At 44.5% G+C, this 22123-nt stretch carries 18 protein-coding genes and 1 pseudogene; 2 read left to right on the top strand and 17 right to left on the bottom strand.

Translation table 11 applies throughout. The annotated features are described in order from the left end of the window. Nucleotides 1–112: 112 nt before the first annotated feature. From SSV_RS01130 to SSV_RS01075, 12 genes are all read right to left on the bottom strand, one after another. Nucleotides 113–1309, bottom strand: a complete 1197-nt coding sequence (locus SSV_RS01130) for a phosphoglycerate kinase (protein ID WP_002911168.1) — start codon at nucleotides 1307–1309, stop codon at nucleotides 113–115. 244 nt (nucleotides 1310–1553) lie between these two features. Continuing rightward, nucleotides 1554–2243: a VIT1/CCC1 transporter family protein gene (locus tag SSV_RS01125; RefSeq protein WP_072073334.1), complete on the bottom strand. Its 690-nt coding sequence runs from the start codon at nucleotides 2241–2243 to the stop codon at nucleotides 1554–1556. A 176-nt stretch (nucleotides 2244–2419) separates the two neighbouring features. After that, complete coding sequence (gene leuS, locus SSV_RS01120) at nucleotides 2420–4921, bottom strand: leucine--tRNA ligase (protein ID WP_141640121.1); 2502 nt, start codon at nucleotides 4919–4921, stop codon at nucleotides 2420–2422. A gap of 159 nt (nucleotides 4922–5080) precedes the next feature. Beyond that, nucleotides 5081–6181, bottom strand: coding sequence for a glycerol dehydrogenase (locus SSV_RS01115; protein WP_072073333.1), 1101 nt, complete (start codon nucleotides 6179–6181; stop codon nucleotides 5081–5083). Nucleotides 6182–6226: 45 nt separating this feature from the next. Further along, nucleotides 6227–6895 (bottom strand): fructose-6-phosphate aldolase, encoded by a 669-nt coding sequence (locus tag SSV_RS01110; RefSeq protein ID WP_072073332.1) that lies wholly within the window; start codon nucleotides 6893–6895, stop codon nucleotides 6227–6229. Between the two features lie 14 nt (nucleotides 6896–6909). Beyond that, nucleotides 6910–9351, bottom strand: a complete 2442-nt coding sequence (locus tag SSV_RS01105) for a glycyl radical protein (protein ID WP_002896656.1) — start codon at nucleotides 9349–9351, stop codon at nucleotides 6910–6912. A 168-nt stretch (nucleotides 9352–9519) separates the two neighbouring features. After that, nucleotides 9520–10821, bottom strand: coding sequence for a PTS sugar transporter subunit IIC (locus SSV_RS01100; protein WP_072073331.1), 1302 nt, complete (start codon nucleotides 10819–10821; stop codon nucleotides 9520–9522). A gap of 17 nt (nucleotides 10822–10838) precedes the next feature. Next, on the bottom strand, nucleotides 10839–11150 hold the full coding sequence (locus SSV_RS01095) for a PTS sugar transporter subunit IIB (RefSeq protein WP_072074895.1): 312 nt from the start codon (nucleotides 11148–11150) through the stop codon (nucleotides 10839–10841). Between the two features lie 20 nt (nucleotides 11151–11170). Further along, nucleotides 11171–11494 carry a PTS lactose/cellobiose transporter subunit IIA gene (locus SSV_RS01090; protein WP_002907360.1) on the bottom strand — a complete coding sequence of 108 codons (324 nt, stop codon included), beginning with the start codon at nucleotides 11492–11494 and terminating at the stop codon, nucleotides 11171–11173. A gap of 329 nt (nucleotides 11495–11823) precedes the next feature. Next, nucleotides 11824–12315, bottom strand: coding sequence for a hypothetical protein (locus SSV_RS01085; RefSeq protein WP_176693523.1), 492 nt, complete (start codon nucleotides 12313–12315; stop codon nucleotides 11824–11826). Nucleotides 12316–12415: 100 nt separating this feature from the next. Next, the gene (locus tag SSV_RS01080; protein ID WP_072073329.1) at nucleotides 12416–13387 is read right to left on the bottom strand and encodes a sugar-binding transcriptional regulator; all 972 of its coding nucleotides are present in this window, start codon (nucleotides 13385–13387) and stop codon (nucleotides 12416–12418) included. Between the two features lie 18 nt (nucleotides 13388–13405). Further along, a complete protein-coding gene (locus SSV_RS01075) occupies nucleotides 13406–14149 on the bottom strand; it encodes a DeoR/GlpR family DNA-binding transcription regulator (RefSeq protein ID WP_002907363.1) in 744 nt (247 codons plus the stop codon). Between the two features lie 124 nt (nucleotides 14150–14273). On the opposite strand from SSV_RS01075, the gene SSV_RS01070 reads away from it, so the two are divergent. Beyond that, nucleotides 14274–15050 carry a glycyl-radical enzyme activating protein gene (locus tag SSV_RS01070; RefSeq protein ID WP_168955884.1) on the top strand — a complete coding sequence of 259 codons (777 nt, stop codon included), beginning with the start codon at nucleotides 14274–14276 and terminating at the stop codon, nucleotides 15048–15050. Nucleotides 15051–15121: 71 nt separating this feature from the next. Here the strand turns inward: SSV_RS01070 and SSV_RS11830 are convergent. Next, nucleotides 15122–15217 (bottom strand): annotated as a pseudogene (locus SSV_RS11830) (glycosyltransferase family 2 protein); the annotation flags it as partial. Between the two features lie 274 nt (nucleotides 15218–15491). On the opposite strand from SSV_RS11830, the gene SSV_RS01060 reads away from it, so the two are divergent. Further along, nucleotides 15492–16463: a nuclease-related domain-containing protein gene (locus SSV_RS01060; RefSeq protein WP_072073326.1), complete on the top strand. Its 972-nt coding sequence runs from the start codon at nucleotides 15492–15494 to the stop codon at nucleotides 16461–16463. A 49-nt stretch (nucleotides 16464–16512) separates the two neighbouring features. Here the strand turns inward: SSV_RS01060 and SSV_RS01055 are convergent, their stop codons facing one another. The 4 genes from SSV_RS01055 to SSV_RS01040 all read right to left on the bottom strand — a co-directional run bounded on the left by SSV_RS01055 (nucleotide 16513) and on the right by SSV_RS01040 (nucleotide 22120). Continuing rightward, nucleotides 16513–17922 carry an LPXTG cell wall anchor domain-containing protein gene (locus SSV_RS01055; protein ID WP_072073325.1) on the bottom strand — a complete coding sequence of 470 codons (1410 nt, stop codon included), beginning with the start codon at nucleotides 17920–17922 and terminating at the stop codon, nucleotides 16513–16515. A gap of 118 nt (nucleotides 17923–18040) precedes the next feature. After that, nucleotides 18041–18970 (bottom strand): aldo/keto reductase, encoded by a 930-nt coding sequence (locus SSV_RS01050; protein ID WP_072073324.1) that lies wholly within the window; start codon nucleotides 18968–18970, stop codon nucleotides 18041–18043. A 9-nt stretch (nucleotides 18971–18979) separates the two neighbouring features. Beyond that, a complete protein-coding gene (locus SSV_RS01045; RefSeq protein WP_072073323.1) occupies nucleotides 18980–20758 on the bottom strand; it encodes a glycoside hydrolase family 35 protein in 1779 nt (592 codons plus the stop codon). After that, nucleotides 20759–22120, bottom strand: coding sequence for a PTS sugar transporter subunit IIC (locus SSV_RS01040; protein ID WP_072073322.1), 1362 nt, complete (start codon nucleotides 22118–22120; stop codon nucleotides 20759–20761). It lies immediately after the preceding gene. Nucleotides 22121–22123 lie beyond the last annotated feature (3 nt).

The following is a 22123-nucleotide window of genomic DNA, read 5'->3' as shown; positions in this document are numbered from 1 at the left end:
TTTCTCTTCCCTCTCCGTTCCACAGATTTTACGTAAAAAAGAAAGGACCAGTCTTTACTAGTCCTTCTCTTATTATAGTTTTATAGAATATTAAATATTCTAGGTTTACTGCTTATTTTTCAGTCAGTGCTGCAAGTCCTGGTAATACTTTACCTTCAAGGAGTTCCATTGATGCTCCACCACCAGTAGAAATCCATGAGAACTTGTCTGCACGGCCAAGGTTGATGGCTGCGGCAGCTGAGTCACCACCACCGATGATTGATTTTACGCCAGGTTGTTTCACGATAGCGTCCATAACACCGATTGTACCAGCTTGGAAGTCTGGGTTTTCAAATACACCCATAGGGCCATTCCAGACAACAGTTTTCGCACCAGTCAACGCTTCATCAAATTTAGCGATAGATTTAGGACCGATATCCAAACCAAGGAAGCCTGGATCCACTGCTTCACCTTCAGTGTCTTTCACTTCAGTGTAGTCAGCAAATGCGTTTGCTTCTTTAGAGTCAACTGGCAAGATCAATTTGCCGTTTGCCTTTTCAAGAAGAGCTTTTGCAACATCCAATTTGTCTTCTTCTACAAGTGAGTTACCGATTTCGATACCTTGTGCTTTGTAGAATGTGTATGTCATACCACCACCGATAAGGACTTTATCAGCTTTTTCAAGCAAGTTTTCGATAACACCGATCTTGTCAGATACTTTTGAACCACCAAGAATGGCTACGAATGGACGTTCTGGAGTTTCAACAGCTTCTTGGATGTAGGCAATTTCGTTTTCAAGAAGGAATCCAGCAACAGCTTTTTCAACGTTACCTGAGATACCTACGTTAGATGCGTGTGCACGGTGAGCTGTACCGAATGCATCATTTACAAAGATACCATCTCCAAGAGATGCCCAGTATTTACCAAGTTCTGGATCGTTTTTAGATTCTTTCTTGCCGTCAACATCTTCAAAACGAGTGTTTTCAACCAAAAGAACTTGTCCATCTTCAAGAGCATTGATAGCCGCTTCCAATTCAGCACCACGAGTGACACCTGGGAAAACAACATCTTGACCCAATTTAGCAGCCAAGTCTGCAGCTACTGGTGCAAGTGATTTACCTTCTTTGTCCGCTTCTTCTTTGACACGTCCAAGGTGAGAGAAGAGAATTGCGCGACCGCCTTGCTCAATGATGTATTTAATAGTTGGAAGAGCAGCAGTGATACGGTTGTCATTTGTAATCACTCCGTCTTTCAATGGTACGTTAAAGTCTACACGAACGAGGACTTTTTTACCTTTCAAATCAACGTCTTTAACAGTAAGTTTTGCCATGTTACAAAAACTCCTTTTCATATTTTATACGCAACTATTATATCATATTTTCCAAAAGTTTTCTTGATATAAGGAAAATTTTCACAAAAAAGAAGTGCCGCGCACTTCTTTCTCTCAAACTTTGGAATTAGAGAATGGGAAGAGGGGCTCTGAACTCATTCAGACAATCGTTAAAGCTGGATTTTTCTCTAGATTTGACAACTCAAAAAGCCAGTAAAATTACTGACTTCATTGATTTCCATTGTCAAATTGCAAAGACTTGCCCTACTGCATAGGTGACTGCCATGGTTAAAAGACCGATTACGAGGTTGCGAATCATGGCATTTTTGAGCGGTGCTTTGCCCAATCTTGCGCTGGTATAGCCTGTTCCCAAAAGGGCCAAGGCCACGATTAGAACGGTTGCCCAGATACGGACGCTGGCTGGAAGCAGGATAATGGTAATCATAGGAAAAAGCGCACCAACAGCAAAGGCTAAAAAGCTTGATACGGCAGCATGCCAGGGATTAGTGAACTCCTCAATCTCGATTCCATATTTTTCCTGCACCAAAGCCTCCAACGGATCCTGGAGAAAAGCCCGATTAGTCATGAGTTGGGCAGAAGTCTCACACTCGCCATTTTGAACATAGGCAGCATAGAGAGACTGCCTAGCGATCTCGGGATTCTTCTCTAAAAGCTCTCGCTCTCTGGCAACAGCAGCTTCCTCTGTATCCTTTTGAGTAGAAACAGAAACATACTCTCCACCAGCCATAGAAAAGGCACCCGCAAAGACTGCCGCTAAACCAGACAGAAAGATAATCCAGACATCGTCCGTCGCACTAGCCACCCCAATAACTACACCTGCTATGGAAATAATGCCGTCATTAGCTCCTAAAACCCCAGCCCGCAAGATATTCAGCCGACCGCTAAAATTTGTATCAATTTTATGTTCTTCCACTATTTAAATTTTCTCTTTCTTTTTATTTATAATGATTATAAATAAAACCTAGAACTAATACAAGAGAAAATCGAAAAATGAGAAAAGTTCTACTATTTAAGAGAAGAAAAGTATTGAAAAAAGAGCCGTTTTAAACGACTCCTCTCTAAATTCACTATAATGATGTAACAAACTAATTATTTCACCACAATATTAACTAGTTTATTTGGAACACTAATAACTTTTACAACTTCTTTGTCGGCAATTTCAGATTTAATTTTCTCATCTGCAAGGGCAATTCCCTGCAGTTCCTCACGGCTCAGGTCCTTAGCTACAACTAACTTAGCACGAACTTTACCCTTGATTTGAACTACGATTTCGACCTCTGCCTCAACCAGTTTGCTTTCGTCATAAGTTGGCCAGGCTACGTAGGAGATGCTCTGGTCTGTTTGAGCTACTGACTGCCAGAGTTCTTCAGCCAAGTGCGGTGCAAAAGGCGCCAGCAATTGAATGAAACCTTTAGCATATTCGACATAGAGTTTTTCTTCCTTGTTGGCTGCATTGACAAAGATCATGAGCTGGGCAATGGCAGTATTGAACTTGAGCTCCTCAATCTGCTCTGTGACAGACTTGACTGTTTCATGGTAGACCTTGTCCAAAGCTCCGCTAGTTTCAGAGACAAGCTCCTTAGAATTAAGAAGTCGATAAACCCGATCAAGGAACTTACGACTGCCTTCTAACCCTTCCTCGCTCCAAGCGATAGACGCATCCAGTGGCCCCATGAACATTTCATAGACACGCAATGTATCAGCGCCATACTGCTCCACTACATCATCTGGGTTGACTACATTCTTCAGAGACTTAGACATCTTAGCAGGCGCCTGCTCCAGCTCTTCTCCTGTTTCGATGTTGAAGAAAGAACCATCTCGTTTTTCCACCTTGTCTGTCGCCACTAAAGCACCACGGCTATCACGGTAGCTAGTCCCCAGAATCATTCCTTGGTTAAAGAGTTTTTGGAAAGGCTCTTTGGTCGGAACCACTCCGATATCATAGAGGAATTTGTGCCAGAAGCGAGCATAGAGGAGATGGAGCACAGCGTGCTCTGCACCACCGATGTAAATGTCAACTGGAAGCCAAGCCTTGAGCAGCTCTTCGTCTGCTAATTTCTCATTATTGTGCGGGTCAATGTAACGCAGGTAATACCAGCTGGAACCAGCCCATTGAGGCATGGTGTTGGTTTCGCGGCGTCCTTTGACCCCATCTTCCCGAGTCACTTCCAGCCAGTCAGTCAGATTGGCCAGAGGACTTTCACCGGTACCAGAGGGGCGGATATCTTTGGTTACAGGCAGGACAAGCGGCAGTTCATTTTCAGGAACAGCCGTTGAAGTCCCGTCTTCCCAATGAATGATTGGAATCGGCTCACCCCAGTAGCGCTGACGGCTAAAGAGCCAGTCGCGCAGACGATAGGTGACTTTTTCATTTCCGACACCTTCTGCTTCCAGCCAAGCAACCATCTTGTCGATAGCGGCAGCCTTGTCCAAGCCATCTAGGAAGCCCGAGTTAATATGCGGACCGTCTTCTGTGTAAGCAGCATCAGCAACATTGCCACCCTCTAGAACCGGAATAATCTCCAAGTTAAACTGCTTAGCAAACTCCCAGTCGCGCTCATCATGCGCAGGAACAGCCATGATAGCACCTGTTCCGTAGCTTGCAAGCACATAGTCGGCAATCCAGATGGGGATTTCCTTTCCGTTGACTGGATTGATGGCATATGCGCCTGTCCAGACACCAGTCTTATCCTTAGCCAAATCAGTCCGAGCAAGGTCAGATTTGAGACTGGCTGCATGTTTGTAGTCTGCAACTGCTTGAGCTTGTTCGGCACTTGTAATGGCATCAACGAGAGCATGCTCCGGAGCCAAAACAGCATAGGTCGCACCAAAAAGGGTATCCGGACGAGTCGTAAAGACGGTGAAGTCCTTGTCTGTGCCCTTAATCTTGAAGGTTACATTGGCACCGGTTGACTTGCCGATCCAGTTGCGCTGCATATCCTTGATAGATTCTGGCCAGTCCAATTCCTCCAAGTCATTGAGCAGACGTTCTGCATAGGCTGTGATTTTCAGCATCCACTGACGCATGGGTTTGCGGACAACTGGATAGCCACCGCGCTCAGATGTACCGTCTGGCAGAACTTCCTCATTGGCAATAGCCGTTCCCAGCTCTTCAACCCAGTTTACTGGTACCTCAGCTTCATAAGCCAAGCCTTTTTCGTAAAGCTTGGTAAAAATCCACTGGGTCCACTTGTAGTAATTAGGGTTAGTTGTATTAACCTCCCGATCCCAGTCATAGGAAAAGCCAAGAGCGTTGATTTGACGCTTGAAGTTGGCGATGTTTTCTGATGTAAAGTCAGCCGGGTCATTGCCTGTATCCATGGCGTATTGCTCAGCCGGCAGACCAAAGGCATCCCAGCCCATAGGATGCAGGACATTATAGCCCTGAGCCCGCTTGTAGCGGCTGAGGATATCTGTCGCCGTGTAGCCCTCCGGATGCCCTACATGGAGCCCCGCTCCTGATGGATAAGGAAACATATCCAGCGCATAAAAGTTAGGCTTGTCCTTATCCGTACCTGTCTTAAATGTATGGTGCTCTGCCCAGTATTTCTGCCACTTGGGCTCGATTTCTTTGTGATTATAATAAGCCATTCTTTTCTCCATTTTTTGTACTGTTTCTATTATACCATTTTCAAGGGATTTTGAAAGACGGAATTTCATGACTGCCAGACACATCAGACAAGGGAGCTCTCCACCAAAAAACAAGCCACGCTGTCAGCCCTATGGTTGAAAGGTGGCTTGTTTTGTATTTTACTTTTGTTTATCCAAATCCCTGACATATTGGTCGACTGCTAAGATGGCACCTGCAATGTCAGAAGCTGAAATCTCAAATGGCATCTGATGAATGGTTTCGCCCTCAATTGTCGCTTGCTGACCAACTTTGAGCAAATCTTCATAGCTGGCATTTTCTAAATGCATTTCTTTCAGAGTTGTCGGCATACCAATCTTTTGATAGAAGCGAATATATTTTTCCAATTCTTCTTTAGGTCTGTTTTCTAAGAAGAGCTGGGTCAAGGTTCCATAGGCAACTTTTTCGCCGTGGGTCAGGTGATGAATATCGCCTGTGAGAGCTGTAAAGCCGTTGTGGATAGCATGGGCTGCTGCTAAACCTCCGCTCTCAAAGCCGACGCCGCTGAGAAGGGTATTGGCTTCAATAATATTTTCCAGAGCTGGAGTCACGACTTTCGCTTCGCAGGCCGCGATAGCCTGCAGGCCATCTGCAAACAGTGTTTCTTCACACTTCTTCGCAATCGCTACACCAGCCAAACTCTGTCTTTGTCCCAGCATGGTAGTGCCATTTTTCTGCTGGACAGCACGCGCCTCTACCCAAGTCGCTAAACCATCTGCAATCCCAGAAGCCAGAAGCCGTTTTGGCGCTCCAGCAATCACTTTCGTATCCACCAAGACTAGTTCGGGGTTTTTACTATAGAAAATGTACTTTTTAAAGGCTCCATCTTCTGTATAGATAACAGAAAGTGCTGAAGTTGGGGCATCTGTAGAGGCAATGGTTGGCGCAATGACCACAGGACGTCCTAGTATGTCTGCAATCGCCTTCGCACTGTCAATGGTTTTTCCACCGCCTAAACCAATAACCAAGTCTGCTCCGTCTTTTTCAGCCAGAGCAACGACCCGATCAATTTCAGCATCAGAAGCTTCTCCATTAAAAGCGACATGCAGCACATGAAAGCCATAACGTGTAAGGTAGTCATTGAATTTCTCCCCAACAATCTGGTAAACCACATCATCACAAAGCAAGACTGGATGGCTTCCTAATTGAAGAATCTGTTTCGCATTTTCAAACAGAGCATTTTCTCCCTGAATATAACGAGACGGACTTGCAAAAATTTTCATAGAGCACCTCTTTCTTTTTTATAGATAGAGCATTATATATGCCTGTTAAATGTGTTCCTGATTGTGAATTGCTGACCAGTCTGCAGCAAAGTCATCCACTGCCTTAGCGATAGACGGCATGGCAAAGGCTGCTGCAAAGATATCTGGTCCTGCTGTAATGGCTTGGGCTCCATCAGCAAAAGCACGATTGATTTGGTCAACATTCTTAAAGGAAGCTGCCAATATTTTGCTGGCGGAATGATCCCGCTCAATAGCCTGAGCAAGCTGGCTGATGACAGCATCTGAATCGATATTGAGATTTTCCATGCGGTTATAGTAAGGAGCAAGGTAGTCAGCCCCCGCTTCAATGGCTAATAGCCCTTGAAAGGTCGTATAAATGGCTGTCGCTGTAATCTTGTAACCCTCTGCTTTGAGAGTTTTGATAGCTGCCAGCCCAGCCGGTGTGACCGGAACTTTAATGTAGACAGCATCGCCGCATTTTTTTCGAATTCCAGCAGCATCTTTCAGGATGCCCTCATAATCCTTGGCAACAACCTGCACATGGATAGATGGACCTTCTCCTATGATTTCCCGAACGGCACGAATCCGTTCGAAGAAATCTATTTTTCCTTCTTTTTTTGCGATGGTCGGATTAGAAGTCACTCCCGCCAAAGGGAGGACTTCCGACCATTTTTTTATCTCCTCTAAATTTAAGGTATCAAGCATGAATTCCATAAATTGGACCTCTTTTACAATGTGTGCTCCGTACGTCCGATAATATCATCTTGCGTCGCCTTGGAAAGCACATTGAAGAAAGCAGAGTAGCCTGCAACGCGAACAATCAAATCGCGGTGTTTTTCAGGATGCTTCTGAGCATCAATCAAGGTTTCCCTAGAAACGACATTGTATTGGATATGATAGCCATGCAGACGGTTAAAGAATGTACGAAGCAAGGCAATAAGTTTCACTTTATCTTCTTCCTTAGACAGGGTCTGAGGGTTGACTTTTTGATTGAGCAGAACGCCTCCTACGATTTCATCTGTCGGCAATTTGGAAACAGATTTTAATACAGAGGTCGGGCCGTTCTTGTCCATATTGTGGGATGGAGAGCAGCCTTCAGCGAGCGGTGTTCCGGCATTGCGGCCATCTGGTGTCGCCAAGGTACCGCGACCTTGACCTACATTGGCTGAAATAGAAGATGTTCCAGAGTAGCGGATACCGCCAATTGGACCACGGCCATAACGGGTATTTGGATATTTAGCGATTTCATCCACATAAATATCGTAAGCATCTGTCACTAGCTTATCTGCGTAATCATCATCATTACCATATTTTGGTGCATCATGAATCAGCATCTCTTGAATTTCTTTACCACGCTCACCTGCATAGTCTGTTTCAAGTGCATGCCAGAGTTCAGCCGGAGTCAGCCTGCCTTCTTCAAAGACCAGCTTCTTGATGGCCGCCAATGAGTCTGATAGATTGGCAATACCGACTTGAAGACCAGAAATATAGTCATAGACAGCTCCGCCTTCTTTCAAATGCTTACCGCGTCCGATACAGTCATCTGTCAAAGCTGAGCAGAGGATATCCGGTACTTCTCTTTCGAGAGACAGGTCGATAGAATTTTCCACGATGACACTCATGCGGGTCAAATGACGCAAGGTCTTGTCCCAAGCCGTTTGCAGCTCAGCAAAGCTCTTCATATCTTTAAAATGACCGAAGCTTGGCGCAAAGCGCTTGCCAGATGCTGGATCAATACCATCGTTCATAGTGATGAGGAGCACCTTAGGGAAGTTCATGTAGCTCATGCCTGTACAACGGTAGCCCCATTTACCAGGCACAGCAGTTTCCACACAGCCGATAGCACTGTAGTCATATGCATCTTCTTCCAAAACGCCTTTAGCGATAAAGGACGGGATGATGATTTCATCATTATTGAAGGCCGGCATACCGAAGCCAAGCTTCATGACTTCAATACACTCATTCATAAAGCGAGCATCTAGGCCTGCATGATAGCGAACGGTCAGATTCGGCTGAGGAAGATGAGTTTGAGCTACAGATTTCAAGACAAGGTAGGAAAGTGGGTTGACTGCATCTCTCTTATCTCTCGTTTGGCCCCCGATTGTCACATTTTGATAAAGGGGACTGCCCGCAGATGAGAATGTGTGGGCCTGGCTGCGCACTTTATTAATGGTAATCGTCTTAATCCAGAGATTGGTTAAGCGTTCCACAATACTAGCCTCTGTCTCACGACCAGCTTCCAAATCTGCCTTGACATAAGGATACATGTACTGGTCAAAGCGTCCATAAGAGAGTGAATGTCCGTTGGACTCAATCTGAAGGATACACTGGATAAACCAAACAGACTGAACAGCTTCAGCAAAGGTTGATGCTGGCTCGTACGGCACTTTAGAACAAATTCTAGCGATTTCTAAGAGCTCCTGACGGCGCTTAGGCTCTGCTTTTTCAGCCAGCTGATTGGCCAAGGCCACAAAACGCTCCGCATAAGCTTTCACAGCATCTACTACGATGAAAATGGAATCATAGAAGTGGTATTTGTCAATACTAGCCGGATCGGTCAAATCCAAAGCTTCCTTAGCTGCGCGAGCTTTTTCTTCAAAACCTTTCAGCCCATAAGCCAAGAGTTTTTGATAGTTGACCGCCAAGTGGGCGTCCCCAGAGTTCATCTTTCCTTCCATACCAAAGAAGCCAGTTTCCATATAAACCTGAACTTCTTCTGGAAGTAGAGCCCCTGCTCGAGCACGGAGGTTATTGTTTTCCCAGAAAGGAGCGATGCTGCGGAGCTGCTCTTTGGTTTCCTCTGTGATATAGAAGACGTCTCCATCCCGCTTCTCAAAAAGATCTAGTTCATTGAGTACAAACTCTAAAGTATACTCTGGGAAAATAGGCGCATCTTTATTAGATGAAGCCTGATTACCGACAATCATCGTTTCATCTTCGATATAAAGCGTCATATTTTCCAAAATCTCTTTGAGCATGTAAGCACGTTTCAACACATTTGGTTTTTCCTTATGCTTATCATAGGCCTTAGTAGCTAGGACAGCACGCTCCGCGTCAATATAGGGTTTTTTATTTAAAACATCTTCCCTATATTTATTCATCCGCTCTGTTAAGCTGCCAAAATAATCTGTTTTTATTGTTGTTTTTTCTACTTCTTTTACTTGGATCATTTGACTACGACCTTTCTTATGAAATTTAATTTATTTCTTTCGTAACTATTGTAACACGCAAAATTCTAGAATTCAATCATTTATAGGCGATTACTAAATTAAAGATTTTTTGCACATTTGTGCCATCTGAACCAAGAAACTTTTGTGTTTTCATCCAACAAAATCAGATTATTCTTCATTTTCCAATTCGTTATTGTAGGCAATCTTATCCTGAAACTTCACAAATGGGAAATAGACAAAGGCGGACATGGCTAGGATGACAATTTGAATAACTGCCCCTTGCCAGCCAGCGACCATAAAGCCAGAAATGATAGCCGGTGTACTCCAAGGCAAAGTCACACCCGCGAATGGCTGCATAAAGCCAACCGCAATCGCCATGTAGACAATCAAAGCAGCCAAAACCGGAACCAAAACAAAAGGCAGAAACATGACCGGATTCATCACAATCGGAAAACCAAAGACAACTGGCTCATTGACATTAAAGATTGCTGGGAAAGCAGCAACTTTTCCTAGAGCCTTATACTGCTTGGACTTGGCGGCAAAGAGCATGGCCACGACCACTCCAAAAGTGATACCTGAGCCCGATAAGATAAGAAAGCTATCCAAAAATTGCTGGGTCACAATATGAGCGCCTTGACTGACAGACAGCTTATCTGCAGCAAGTAAGGCCTTATTGGCATCTAGATTTGACAGCAGCAAGGCTGTTACGACACCATTGACAACGGACTGCCCATGAACGCCAAACCACCATAAGAAAGAAATGAAGAAAGCAATACCGATAGCTCCATACAGAGAGCCCGTCAGACCTTGCAGAGGCACCTGAATGACATCGTAAATCATCTCAATAAAGGTACCGCCACCAGTCGCTATCTTAGCAATAATATAAACAACCATCGACAGCAAGAAAATAACGAAAGCTGGAATCATGGCTTCAAACTGCTTGGCAATCGCTTGAGGAACCTGCTCTGGCATTTTGATAACAATATGCTTTTGAATGAAAATCGTATAGATACTGCCAACTGCCAGACCAATGAGAATGGCCCCAATGATTCCTTGACCGCCAAACCAGACCTTGGCAATCGCATCTGCAATCGCCTCACCCTTTTCTGGTATGTAGGAGGATTTCAAAAGGATAAAGAAAGAAGAAAGAGACAGCACTCCTGCCGGCAGAGGCTCTACACCGCTGTTCTTGGCATAAGAATAACCAATTGAAAAACAAGAAATCAGCCCCATAATGGCAAAGGTCCCTGAATAAACCTGCATAAACGGTTCTGTCCAGTCAGCCCCAAACACACCAGCAATGGCTTGATTTAGACCTTCAAACGGTAATTGCCCTAAAATCAAGAATAGACTTCCCACAACTGTAAGAGGCAAAATTGCCAACATACCATCTTTTAAGGCGATAATCCCGCGCATATTGACAAACTTCATAATCGGCGCAATGATTTTTTGAGTATCCACTTTAGACATAACGAAGCTCCTTGATTTTAATGTTTATCCAACAAACTCAAAGCGAGGTTTAGCACTTTTTTACCATCTAGCATACCGTAATCAGCCATCGGAATAACTGCAATCGGAGTATGGCAGCTGTCGCAAATAGCTGTAGATTTGTCTAGTGTATAGGCTACCTGCGGGCCCAATAAAGCGACATCCAGATCCGCTGCATAATCAGCCAGCTTAGCCTGAGAGTATGCTTCAATCTCAGCTTCCAGCCCTTTTTCAGCTGCAGCTATCTTCATATTGTTGACCAACATTCCTGTTGAAAAACCTGCCGCGCAAAACAAACCAATCTTGACCATCTTTTCATCCTCCTGATGATTCATTTTTTCCCTTGTAATTCTCTTCTCAAGTCGATGATTTCTTTGATGAGGTTAATCTCTGTAATGCTAGTCATCAAATGATCCTGAGAATGAACAAACAGCGCTGTGATCTCTGTTTTCGTTCCTCCAGCTTCCTGAGCTAGGAACTTGGTCTGCAAGTTATGGGCCTCTAACAGCGCCTTATCTGCAAGCTCAATCTGCTCATCGCATTCTGAAAACTTACCATCTTTAGCTAGTGATAAAGCTTGATAAATATGCTGCTTAGCATCACCAGCGTCTAAGATAAGGCCCATGATAATTTGATCTGCTACAATCATTTCCATATGTTACAACCGCTCCTATCTTTATGATTAACAAAAACTTGTTCTTTTGTTTGAAAGTGAATTGTTTTTGTTTGTAACTAGAATGTATCACCTTTATCTCAGTCCGTCAATATATTATAGAACAAATTAGCTTATTTAATTTTTTTAGCACATTTGTGCAAAAAGACTCCTCCACAAAAAAACAACTCCTATACAGCTGTATTTATCTGCGAATCAAAGGCACTCTATTAGATACGAACGATAAGCAGATTCGACACAAAAAAAGAAGCAGCGGCTATTTGCTTCTACTTCCTCATATATAATATTTTAAGAAACCGAAACTTATTTTTTTATGCGGCTTTCTCAATTTCCTTTGCTATTTTACTTTTCCGCAATTTCCTCTGGAGGATGTATTTCAATAAAACAGCAGGATTCAGACTGTAGGATAATTGCAATTTAAAATAATTCATCCACTCGATGACTGCAAAAAACCAAATTGCTACTGAGATTATAAATGTGGGAAATCCACTGTAATTTAAAATAATTATCAGAGCTCCCACACCCAGTAAAATAAGGTCTAAGAATTTTAGTATCCTGTAAATTTTGCCTGCATATATTTCAGCAAATCCTGGATTGGAAATCCTTTTTATCAAAATCCACCAGAAAACAGTGCCCTGTATCAGAATAAAACTCAGTACAAACAAGGAGAATAAAATAGAAATCAAAGCTCCAGTAGTAAGAATCCATTTTTTGAGCAGGAAAAAATTCATCCAAAATACTAGCACAGCGACTAGCTCCCCTGTGGCTAAACTAGTCAATTTTTGTTTCATCGGCTTTTTCAAATCAACAATCCACCTCCATATATAAGTGCTAGTTTACTATAAAAAATAGAATCCCTGAATTCCGTCTTGGAAATCTATTGCACCTGAAATTCTACTACCATCAAGAAGTGAGGAAGCTGCTATCTCCATCTAGTTCTAGCATTTTTAAAATCGTCGCTTCATCTGTGACCAAGTGATTGACATAGCCAGCTCGCAACACCGCTAAGATAGCAGCAGATTTTTGACTGCCATAAGCAAAGGCTAGACTAAGCGGCACTTTTTTCAAATTTTCCAAAGAGATGGCAATCGTTCGATTTTGCAAAGGCTGGTAGACCATGTCCCCTTTTTTATTAAAGAAGCGACAGCAGATTTCTCCGACTGCGGCCTGGCTCTCTAGAGCAAGAAAATCCTCTGGGGTCAGCATGTCCAACCATTGACGATTTCTCGTGTCAACCTGCCCGCCAATACCAACCACAGCCACATCCAGCTCCTGCCAGCTGCTTTTCAGATCTTCAAAGTATTTAGACGCCAATATTCCATTTGTCAGTTGCTCATTCTCCTGAATAATTGTGGAATTCATAAAACGGCAGTCCCCATGGTATTTTCCAGCCATGCTATAGATGAGGGTGTTCACATGGTAGCGTGCATGGATATGACTCGGTCCACCTGCCAAAGGAAAGAAATGGACATTTGTCAAATGCTTGCTGCTGGAGTGCTCTACTAAAAGGCTCAAGCTCTTTCCCCAAGAAAATCCCACTTTATCATTGTCTTTAATCAGGCTGCGTAGCATACCCGCAGCAGCTTGAGCCAACCTCTCTTCCAAGTCTGCTGGAGATTCATCTACTAAGTTACTGACAATTTCGATTCCCTTGAGCCCGTATTTTTCTTTTACATAGTTTTCCAAATGGAACAAGCGAGTGTCAAAGTCTTCAATCTCAATCTTTACAATGCCCTCTTTTTTCGCTTCTGCCAGCATTCGGCTGATGGTGGTGCGATAAATCCCCGTCTCAGCCGCAATGTCAGACTGGCTTCTTTCTTCGATATAGTAGAGATAAGCAATTTTTGCCAATAGTTTCTTTCTTTCATTTTTCATCTTATCTCCTTCTCTCTGCTAGATTAGAGTCAGCTTAATATCGGCAGCTTTCAAGCGTTCAACAGCCTCTTTAGGAATCGCCTTGTCAGTCACCACTTGGGCAATCTGCTTGAAGCCAAATCTCTTAACCGTTCCTTTTCTGGTGAACTTGCTTGAGTCCGTCAAGACAATCATCCGGTCAGATGCCTCTGACATATACTGTACAACCTCACTCCGCATCAGATCCTTGCCGGTAAAGCCTAGATTTTCATCATAGCCATCTGTTCCGACAAAGGCATGTTCTACATGGAAAAAGCGAATCATTTCCTTGAGAAGAGGCCCTACTGTCACCTGCGAATCTTTCTGAAATTCTCCGCCCAGCAAGATAATTTTACAAGAATCAGTTTGTTTTATATAATCTGCAATAAAATAAGAATTGGTAATAATCTTGACATTCTTCTTCGTTCGGCAGATTTCCTCAGCTAGTAAAGCACAGGTCGATCCAGATTCAATCATAATGGTTTCATTATCCTGAACGATTTTTGCTGCTTCCTGGGCAATTCGGCGCTTGGTATCATAATGAAAGGAAAGTCTGACATTCAGATCATCGCCGCTATTTAAAACAGCATAGCCATGCTCTCTGCGTAGCAGACCTTTGGTTTCCAGCTTATCCAAGTCTTTGCGAATCGTTACTTTGGACACTTTTAAGCGGTCAGATAAAGTATTGACATCGATTCGTTCAAATTCAGATACTAATTTCACAATTTCATCTAAACGTTCCATTCTATCACCTCTGCTATTATTGTAACAAAAGACACCTTAAAAATAAAATAAAAAATACTTTCATTCGTAATTGTTTTTCTTTCTAAAATAAGTTATAATGATTGTATCCAAAGGAGGCCTGAGTATGGAAACAACAAAAGGAATTATTTTCAACATCCAACATTTCAGTATTCATGATGGACCAGGGATTCGTACAACGGTTTTCCTCAAGGGCTGTCCTCTGCGCTGCCCTTGGTGCTCCAATCCAGAATCACAGCAATTCAGACCCGAGCCTATGCTGGATGCTACTACCAAAAAAAGCATCACTATGGGGGAGGAAAGAAGTGTCGAGGAGATTATCAACGAAGTCCTAAAGGACAGAGATTTTTATGAAGAATCTGGTGGCGGCCTAACCTTATCTGGCGGAGAGATTTTCGCCCAGTTTGAATTTGCCAAGGCCATTCTCAAAGCAGCTAAGGAAAAAGGGATTCATACTGCTATCGAAACAACTGCCTTTGTAGAACACGAAAAATTCGTGGATCTCATCCAATACGTTGATTTTATCTATACAGACCTGAAGCATTATAACTCTGTCAACCACCGCAAGGTGACTGGAGTAAAAAACGAATTGATTGTTCAGAATATCCACTACGCCTTCACTCATCAAAAGACGATTGTTCTGCGCATTCCAGTCATTCCAGATTTTAATGACTCTTTAGAAGATGCGGAGAAGTTTGCGACCCTGTTTAATGAACTATCTATCGATCAAGTCCAGCTGCTGCCTTTCCATCAATTTGGCGAAAATAAATACAAATTACTCGGCCGAAAGTATGCCATGGAAGACGTCAAGGCCTTACACCCCGAAGACTTATTTGAATACCAAGATGTCTTTTTGAAGCATGACATTAATTGTTATTTTTAGTCTTTAATTTTCAAACACTAAAAAAACAAGCCACGCTTTCAGCCCTGCGGTTGAAAGGTGGCTTGTTTTGTTTATTCTCCAAACAGTTTGAGTTTGCTTTCAATTTCCTGATAGACCAAGCTGGATTGCATGCCGACAGCTGCAGCGCTGTCGCGACAATACTGGAGTCTGCTAAATACTGCTCAACATTGTAAACAGGGATGATAACACTGATTAATTCCTGAGACATGATAACTCCTATTCTTTTCCTGTCTTTTTATTATACATGATTTTTTAGGTTTGTGAGGTGTTTTTGAAAAATAAGTTTTTAAAGGATAGTTTCCGTTTTTTTTAGACACATTTCAATTTATTGTTCAGTTATTTTGTTTTTACACTTATAAAAATCTTTCGTTCTTTATTTTGTGCTATACTCGAATTAGGGATTTTAAGGGAGATTAGGAAATGTTTGGATTCTTTTTTGTCGCATTCGTGGCTGTCTTTGGCATCGTCTTTTTTATCAGTTATAAGCTACTTGAAGACCGAGAAGATATGGACTCGGATTGGTCGTCCAGCCAAAGCCAAGAGCCGGACTATTTCCAGCAAACCCAGACTGCCCCTTGGGAACTCAAATACAACAAGGGAAAACAGGGAGAGTACCAGCTTGGTCAGGTCTTGAACCAGCTCCATGGCTATAAAAAAATCTTGTATAATCTCTACATCTTCAAAGAAGATGGCACGACCACTGAGATTGATGCCCTGCTGATTCATCCATCTGGGATTTACATTTTTGAATCAAAAAACTACAAGGGCTGGATCTTCGGCTCAGAAAATCAGCAATACTGGACTCAGGTTCTTTCCCGAGGCCGTGGAAAATCTTACAAACATTCTTTTTTCAATCCCATTATTCAAAATAAAGTCCATCTCAAATGGCTCAGCTACTATCTCAACCAATACACGCCAAATCTATATTCTTATATCGTCTTTGGCAATGACTGTCAGCTCAAGGAAATCCATCTACACAGTGACAGGCATAAGGTTATTAAGACCTGGCAAGTGATTGGGGCAATTGACCGGAAGGCCTGCCAAAGTCCAGTCTACCTGTCGCCCGAGCAGATTGACGACCTCTATCGTATGCTCCTGCCCTTGACCAAGCGAAAGCAGGTCGTCAAAGAGCGCCATATTAACAGCATTGCTCAGAATAAACAACGTAGAGAAGCAGAAAAGATCTGTCCTCGCTGCCAGCATGGATTGGTGCTCCGTACAGCAGCCAAAGGTTCTAAGGTCGGTCAGCAATTTTGGGGCTGCTCCAATTTCCCAAGATGCCGCTTTACTCAAAAATACCAAGAGCCTGTCTGCAGTCCGCCCGCTGCGCAAGCACCTAATTTTGGACAGCCTGTCGTGCAAAACCTAACTCAAACACAAAGCAACAGCTAGAAACTGCTGTTGCTTTTTTGTAGATTATTTTTTTCTCTAGCTTGCAAAGCTAAGATTTTTTCTTCAAGCCAAGGAAGCCAGCACCCAGTCCTAAGAGCCCGATTCCAAGCAAATTAGTCAATAGACTGCTTTGGCTGCCAGTCTTAGGCAATTGTTTGGAAGAAGCTTGCTCAAGAGTTAGCTCTTGAGACGCTGCTTGAGGGTCCGTCTTGCCGCTTGCTTTGTAGGTCAGATTTTCCACCTGGCTACTCTTTAGATCAGGCCTTGCAGGGTTTAGCTGCTGGGCTTGATTTTGAGAGGCCTGCTCCATATCGGCCAACGGCACGATACTCTTCATGAACTCATCTTGTGAAATCGCCCTTTCTTCGACTGCATCTTGAATACCAGTGAGGCTGACAAAATAGTAACGAGCCCAATCCTTGGTCAGTCTCTGAATACCAGCCAGACCAGCTCCTGGATACCAGAGCGGCTTACTCACTTCTTCAGCAAATTTCCAGTCACCGCCAACTTGAATACCAAGCTTGGCATCTGGGTCAGATTTTTCAGAAATACGCGCTTCGACAGAAACCAGAACAGCCCGAATGGTCTGAGGATTCGGAATATCACGAGCCTGTTCAGAACCCCAGTGGGCAACCCTATCCTGCTTAGGTAATACCTCAATAGCTGTTCCCCCGCCAGCCAAGGCTTCCTGCCGCGCATCTCCTACGTAGCTGGACATATTCCCCTTGAATTGAGCAACCCATTGAACTCCTTGAGGGTGATCCACAATTTTCTCCCAGACATTGGAGTCCTTCCGGAGCACGAAAGCCTGCATGTTACGAATATCCGCCCAAGCATTGCTGGCCTTATTGTCCGTCATTTCCATCACAACGCCCCAAGGATCAAATTCATTCATCCATTTGCCGCGTTCCTTGTCAAAGACAGCCTGTGCTTCTTCGTCGGTCATCCCTTCGCCTTTATAAGCTAGGTAGTACCAATCAGCCGCTGGGTCATAAGTCGGACGACCGCCTAACACGACGGCTCCGCCATTAAATTGGCCGGGGCCACCATTAGGACCGCGCTTTTGACGCTCCCCATTTTCTTCAACGACATTTTCCTCCGACCAAACCCAGACATCCCCTTGATTGGCCCCCATCTGAGCAATGGCGCGCTGCTTCTGCTCATCGGACATGACCTGACTAGCTGGCAACTCGCTAGCAGCTGATTCGGCCTGACTTGCAGGAGCTGCTTGGGGTTCAGCCACAGCTGGATTTTCAGCCTCAGGACTTGCTTGTGCTGCTGGAGAAGTCGGCGTTTCAACTACTGCGGCAGGGGCAGGCGCAACATCTTCTGCTTCAACTCTTGAGACAGCTGTAAAAGCTGCTAAGGACAAGAGGGAAGCACATAGCAGCAAGCCGCTCCCATACTTGGCAGCAGAAGCGGATTTTGCTAGGGCTTGCCAAGAAAACTTATTATTCATATCATTCTCCTTTCATAAGGCACAGAATCTAGCTTAATCAATAAAACAAGCAGACTGATTCACTGCTCTTAGCCTTCATTGATTCTGAATAACAAATAATCTCCCTGCAAAAACAAGCTCAGGGCAGAGGATTCCCCGCGCTCTTGTATATCTTATACCAGTCAGCCCGAGAGAGCTCAATATCAAAAGCAGCCACCATTGAGCGAATTCGCTGCGGATTCATGGTGCCAACAATCGGCTGCATCTGAGCCGGATGACGCAAAATCCAGGCGAGAACTAAGGCTTCAAAAGAAACTTGATAGTCTGACGCAAAGGCAAGCAAAGTTTCTGTAAGCTGAGCATATTTAGGATGCTCCATAAAGAGTCCCTGGTTCAAGTCGACCTGAAATGGTGACCAAGGCTGAATCGTGATATGATGCAATCGACAATAGTCCAGCACACTACCATCCCGAACGATTGCCAAAGGATTGAGCATATTGGCATTGAGCCCAGCATCCAGCATCGGAGTATGGGCTGGACCAAACTGCAGTTGGTTGGCAATCAAGGGCTGCTCTACACTCTTCTGCAGCAGCTCGATTTGATAAGGATTTTGATTGCTGACTCCGAAATAGCGGACCTTCCCAGCTTGGTGTAGCTGTGAGAAAGCCTCAGCCACCTCTTCCGGCTCCATAAGAGCATCTGGCCGGTGTAGGAGGAGCACATCCAGATAGTCTGTCTGCAAGCGCTCCAAACTGCCTTCAACCGAACTGATGATATAATCCTTAGAAAAGTCAAAATGGTAGTTGGTGTGAACATCCCGCAGTCCGCACTTAGACTGGATGAGAACTCGGTCCCGGGGGATCTTAGCCGTACGAAGAGCCTTCGCAAACTTGGCTTCAGATTGCCCACCAGCATAAACATCTGAGTGGTCAAAGAAATTAATTCCCACTTCTACCGCTGTTTCAAGAACGGAAACGACCTCTTCGGGATCGTGCTCTGCCAATCGCATGCAGCCCAAAACCAGCTGACTGGCTTCTTTCAGTTCATTCCCGACTGTCATATATTTCATCGCAGCACCTCATTTCTTATAGACTGGATGGTCAAGCAAGGTCAACTCTTCAATCTTAACATTTTCAGTTTCAAAGACGATAAATTCATTCTTCTCCTTAAGCAAGCCAGACGGCACATAGAGATAGTGAATCGGTCCTTCATTCCAGTAGCGGCCAAGGTTGAAGCCGTTGACCGAAATACAGCCCTTCCCGTACTTAGAGCAGTCGATGAAGGTATCAGCGATATCATCCAACTCCGCTTCAAAGCGATAGAAGGTCGGTGCTTTGACTCTTTCCGGTGGAGCTGAGTAGCAGTCTAGCTTGGCCAGCATTTCCTGGTCAAACTTGAGCGCATAATGCTTCCAGCCCTTACGAAACTGATGGTTAATCATGATACCACCCTTGACTCCCTTGGATTGACTGGGTGCGCCCAGCTTGTAACCATAGTTGACCCGCCCCATATTTTCCACTAGCACATCAATCTGAATCCGCTCGGTATCAGCCGAGAAGAGCATCTCATCACCGATTTCTTCCCGATACTGGGTAGCTAGGTGCTCCTGATTGACATAGAAATGACAGCGGTCATGAGTCTCCAAGGCCTTGAGCCTTTCCTCATGGTATTGATTTTTGATATCAGAACGGTAGAGGATATAGCCATGATTCTGCCCAATCTGCTCCATAGGCTGCGGATAATCCAGCAGAATTTCCTCTGTGATGTCCGCTGCAACATCCAGCAGATTTGCAGTACCAAGCAGCGGAAAACTGCCATAGGTCTTGGCCTGCCGGCTAATAGGCTCCATCTGCTCAAGCTCTGGGAAGACCTCGTGGGTCACCCGCTGAACAGCGTAGTATTTCTCGGTCGGCTGCCCCCACTCAGTAATGGGTGCATCAAAATCATAGGAGGTAATCTGTGGCAAATCCTTGGTTTTGCGGGCTGAACAGCCACTGATAAATCCAAAATTGGTCCCGCCCCTCAGTAGGAAAAGGTTCATGCTGCCCAGCTGCAGCATTTCTTTGACATCCTGGGCCAAATCTTCTGCTTCCCGCCGAACGATTTCCTCGCTCCAGCGGCTGAACCAGCCATCCCAAAACTCGGTACACATAAGCGGCCATTTTTTGCCATAGCGCTCCATGAAAGCTCGCAGATTATCTGTATTTTCCTTGGGTTGAGAGCCGAAATTCCCCGTTACAAAAATATCATCCTCAATCAAGGTTCCAGACTCCAAAGCCTCTATCCATGTCCCATCAGAAGTAAAGAGGGGAACCGTAACTCCTCGAACCTTCATCATCTGCGCAATGCTACGCATGTAGGCCTTGTCCTCGGCGTAAGAACCGTATTCATTTTCCACCTGCATCATGAGGATAGGTCCGCCTTGATCACTCTGATAGGGCAGAAGCTTGGGAAAGAGCCAGTCATAGAAATGACTGACCTTTTCCAGAAAAAGCGGATGATTGACCCGCAGGCGCATCGAAGGATATCTCAAGAGCCAAGCCGGCAGGCCGCCAAAGTCAAACTCTGCACAGATGTAAGGCGTCGGACGGACAATGAGATAAAGCCCCATCTCCTCAACCAACTTGAAGTATGCTTCAAAATCCAGCATGCCCTCTGCCTGAAACTGACCTTCCTGAGGTTCATGCAATGCCCAAGGAATATAGGTTTCTACCGTATTAAAGCCTAGAGCTTTGAGATTGTAAAGGGTATCTCGCCACTGGTCTGGATGAAGCCGGAAATACTGAATAGCTCCCGATAAAATCTTAAAAGGTTTGCCATCCAGGTAAAATTCTTCTTTAATTTCAAATTTTGCCATCTATCCAAGCTCCTCCTGTTTATCTGCCATCTTGACAAAGGGCAGATATATAGCGGTCGAAATAGCGATATTAACCAGCGAAAGAATAATTGCCCGCCAGTCGAAGGCTGTCGCAAAGAAACCGTAGAGAATCGGCGGCATTACCCAAGTAACGTTTTGAGTAACCGGCGCAACCAAGCCCATAGAGGTTGCAAAGTAGGCTACTGTTACCATGACCATTGGCGTCAGGACATAAGGAATGAACATAATCGGATTCAAAACGATTGGCAGACCGTACATGACCGGCTCACCGATGTTGAAGACCATTGGGAAAATTCCCAACTTAGCCACTTCGCGATAGTGCTTGTTCCGAGATTGCCAGAGAATGGCAATGGCAACCCCAATCGCATCAAACCAGACAAAAGCACCGAAAGAATTATCCGTCCACATGTAAGGAATCGCATGCCCAGCCTGATAAGCTTCTAGATTAGCCAGCATGGTCACACCAAAGAGACTGGCCATAACTGGCGCCAGCACATTACCGCCGTGCAGGCCGAAGAACCAGAAAATCTTATTGAGAAAGACAATGAGCAGTACAGCCCAGAAGCTTTGAGACAAGCTGAGAAGCGGCGCCTGAAGAATCTTGTAAATCCAGTCAATCAACAGCTCGCCTGTCACCAGATTAAAGAGATAGGTCGCAATCCCCACGACATACATGGCAATCGCAGCCGGAATGATAGACAGGAACGGCTTCATGATAGCTGGCGGAACGGAATCTGGAAGCTTGATAGTCCAGTTACGATTCATGACCTTACAGAAGATGATGGCTGACACAAAACCAATCAGAATGGCAGTAAAATAGCCACGCGCACTGATCTGGTCTCCTGGAATGACACTGTTAATCGTCACAGACAGGTCACTGCCGTCAAGTTTTAGCTCTGGAAGTTTTGAAATTGCCTTGCTCAGCCCCGGTGTTTTGCCAGCCAACTCAAAGGTTTTAGTAACTGAGCCACCAATGGTAATGATATAGGAGGCCACAGCTACCAGACCGGCAGACACTTTATCAGTATTATAAATCTTTGCGATATTGACCCCGAAGGTAAAGAGGAACAAGAGGGTAACGATAGGAATACTGCCCTTAAATACCAGCCAGTTAATATCAATCAGCCACTGGAAGGTAGAGGAAATCCAGGTCCAGCCGAACTGTCCTGGCAAGTCAGATAGAAAGGCATTGACCATGAGGGCGAAAGAGCCCGTCATAATCACAGGTAAGGTCCCGATAAAGGAATCCCGCAGGGCAACCAGAAATTTTTGGTTGCCGATTTTATTGGCAATAGGCATGAGACGCGCTTGCCATTTATCAACCAAACTACTCATCTGCATTTC

The sequence above is a fragment of the Streptococcus sanguinis genome (assembly GCF_001078705.1).
Taxonomy (GTDB): Bacteria; Bacillota; Bacilli; order Lactobacillales; family Streptococcaceae; genus Streptococcus; species Streptococcus sanguinis_D.
The sequence above is the reverse complement of the archived record's forward strand: the minus strand, read 5'-3'. Positions and strand labels throughout refer to the sequence as shown.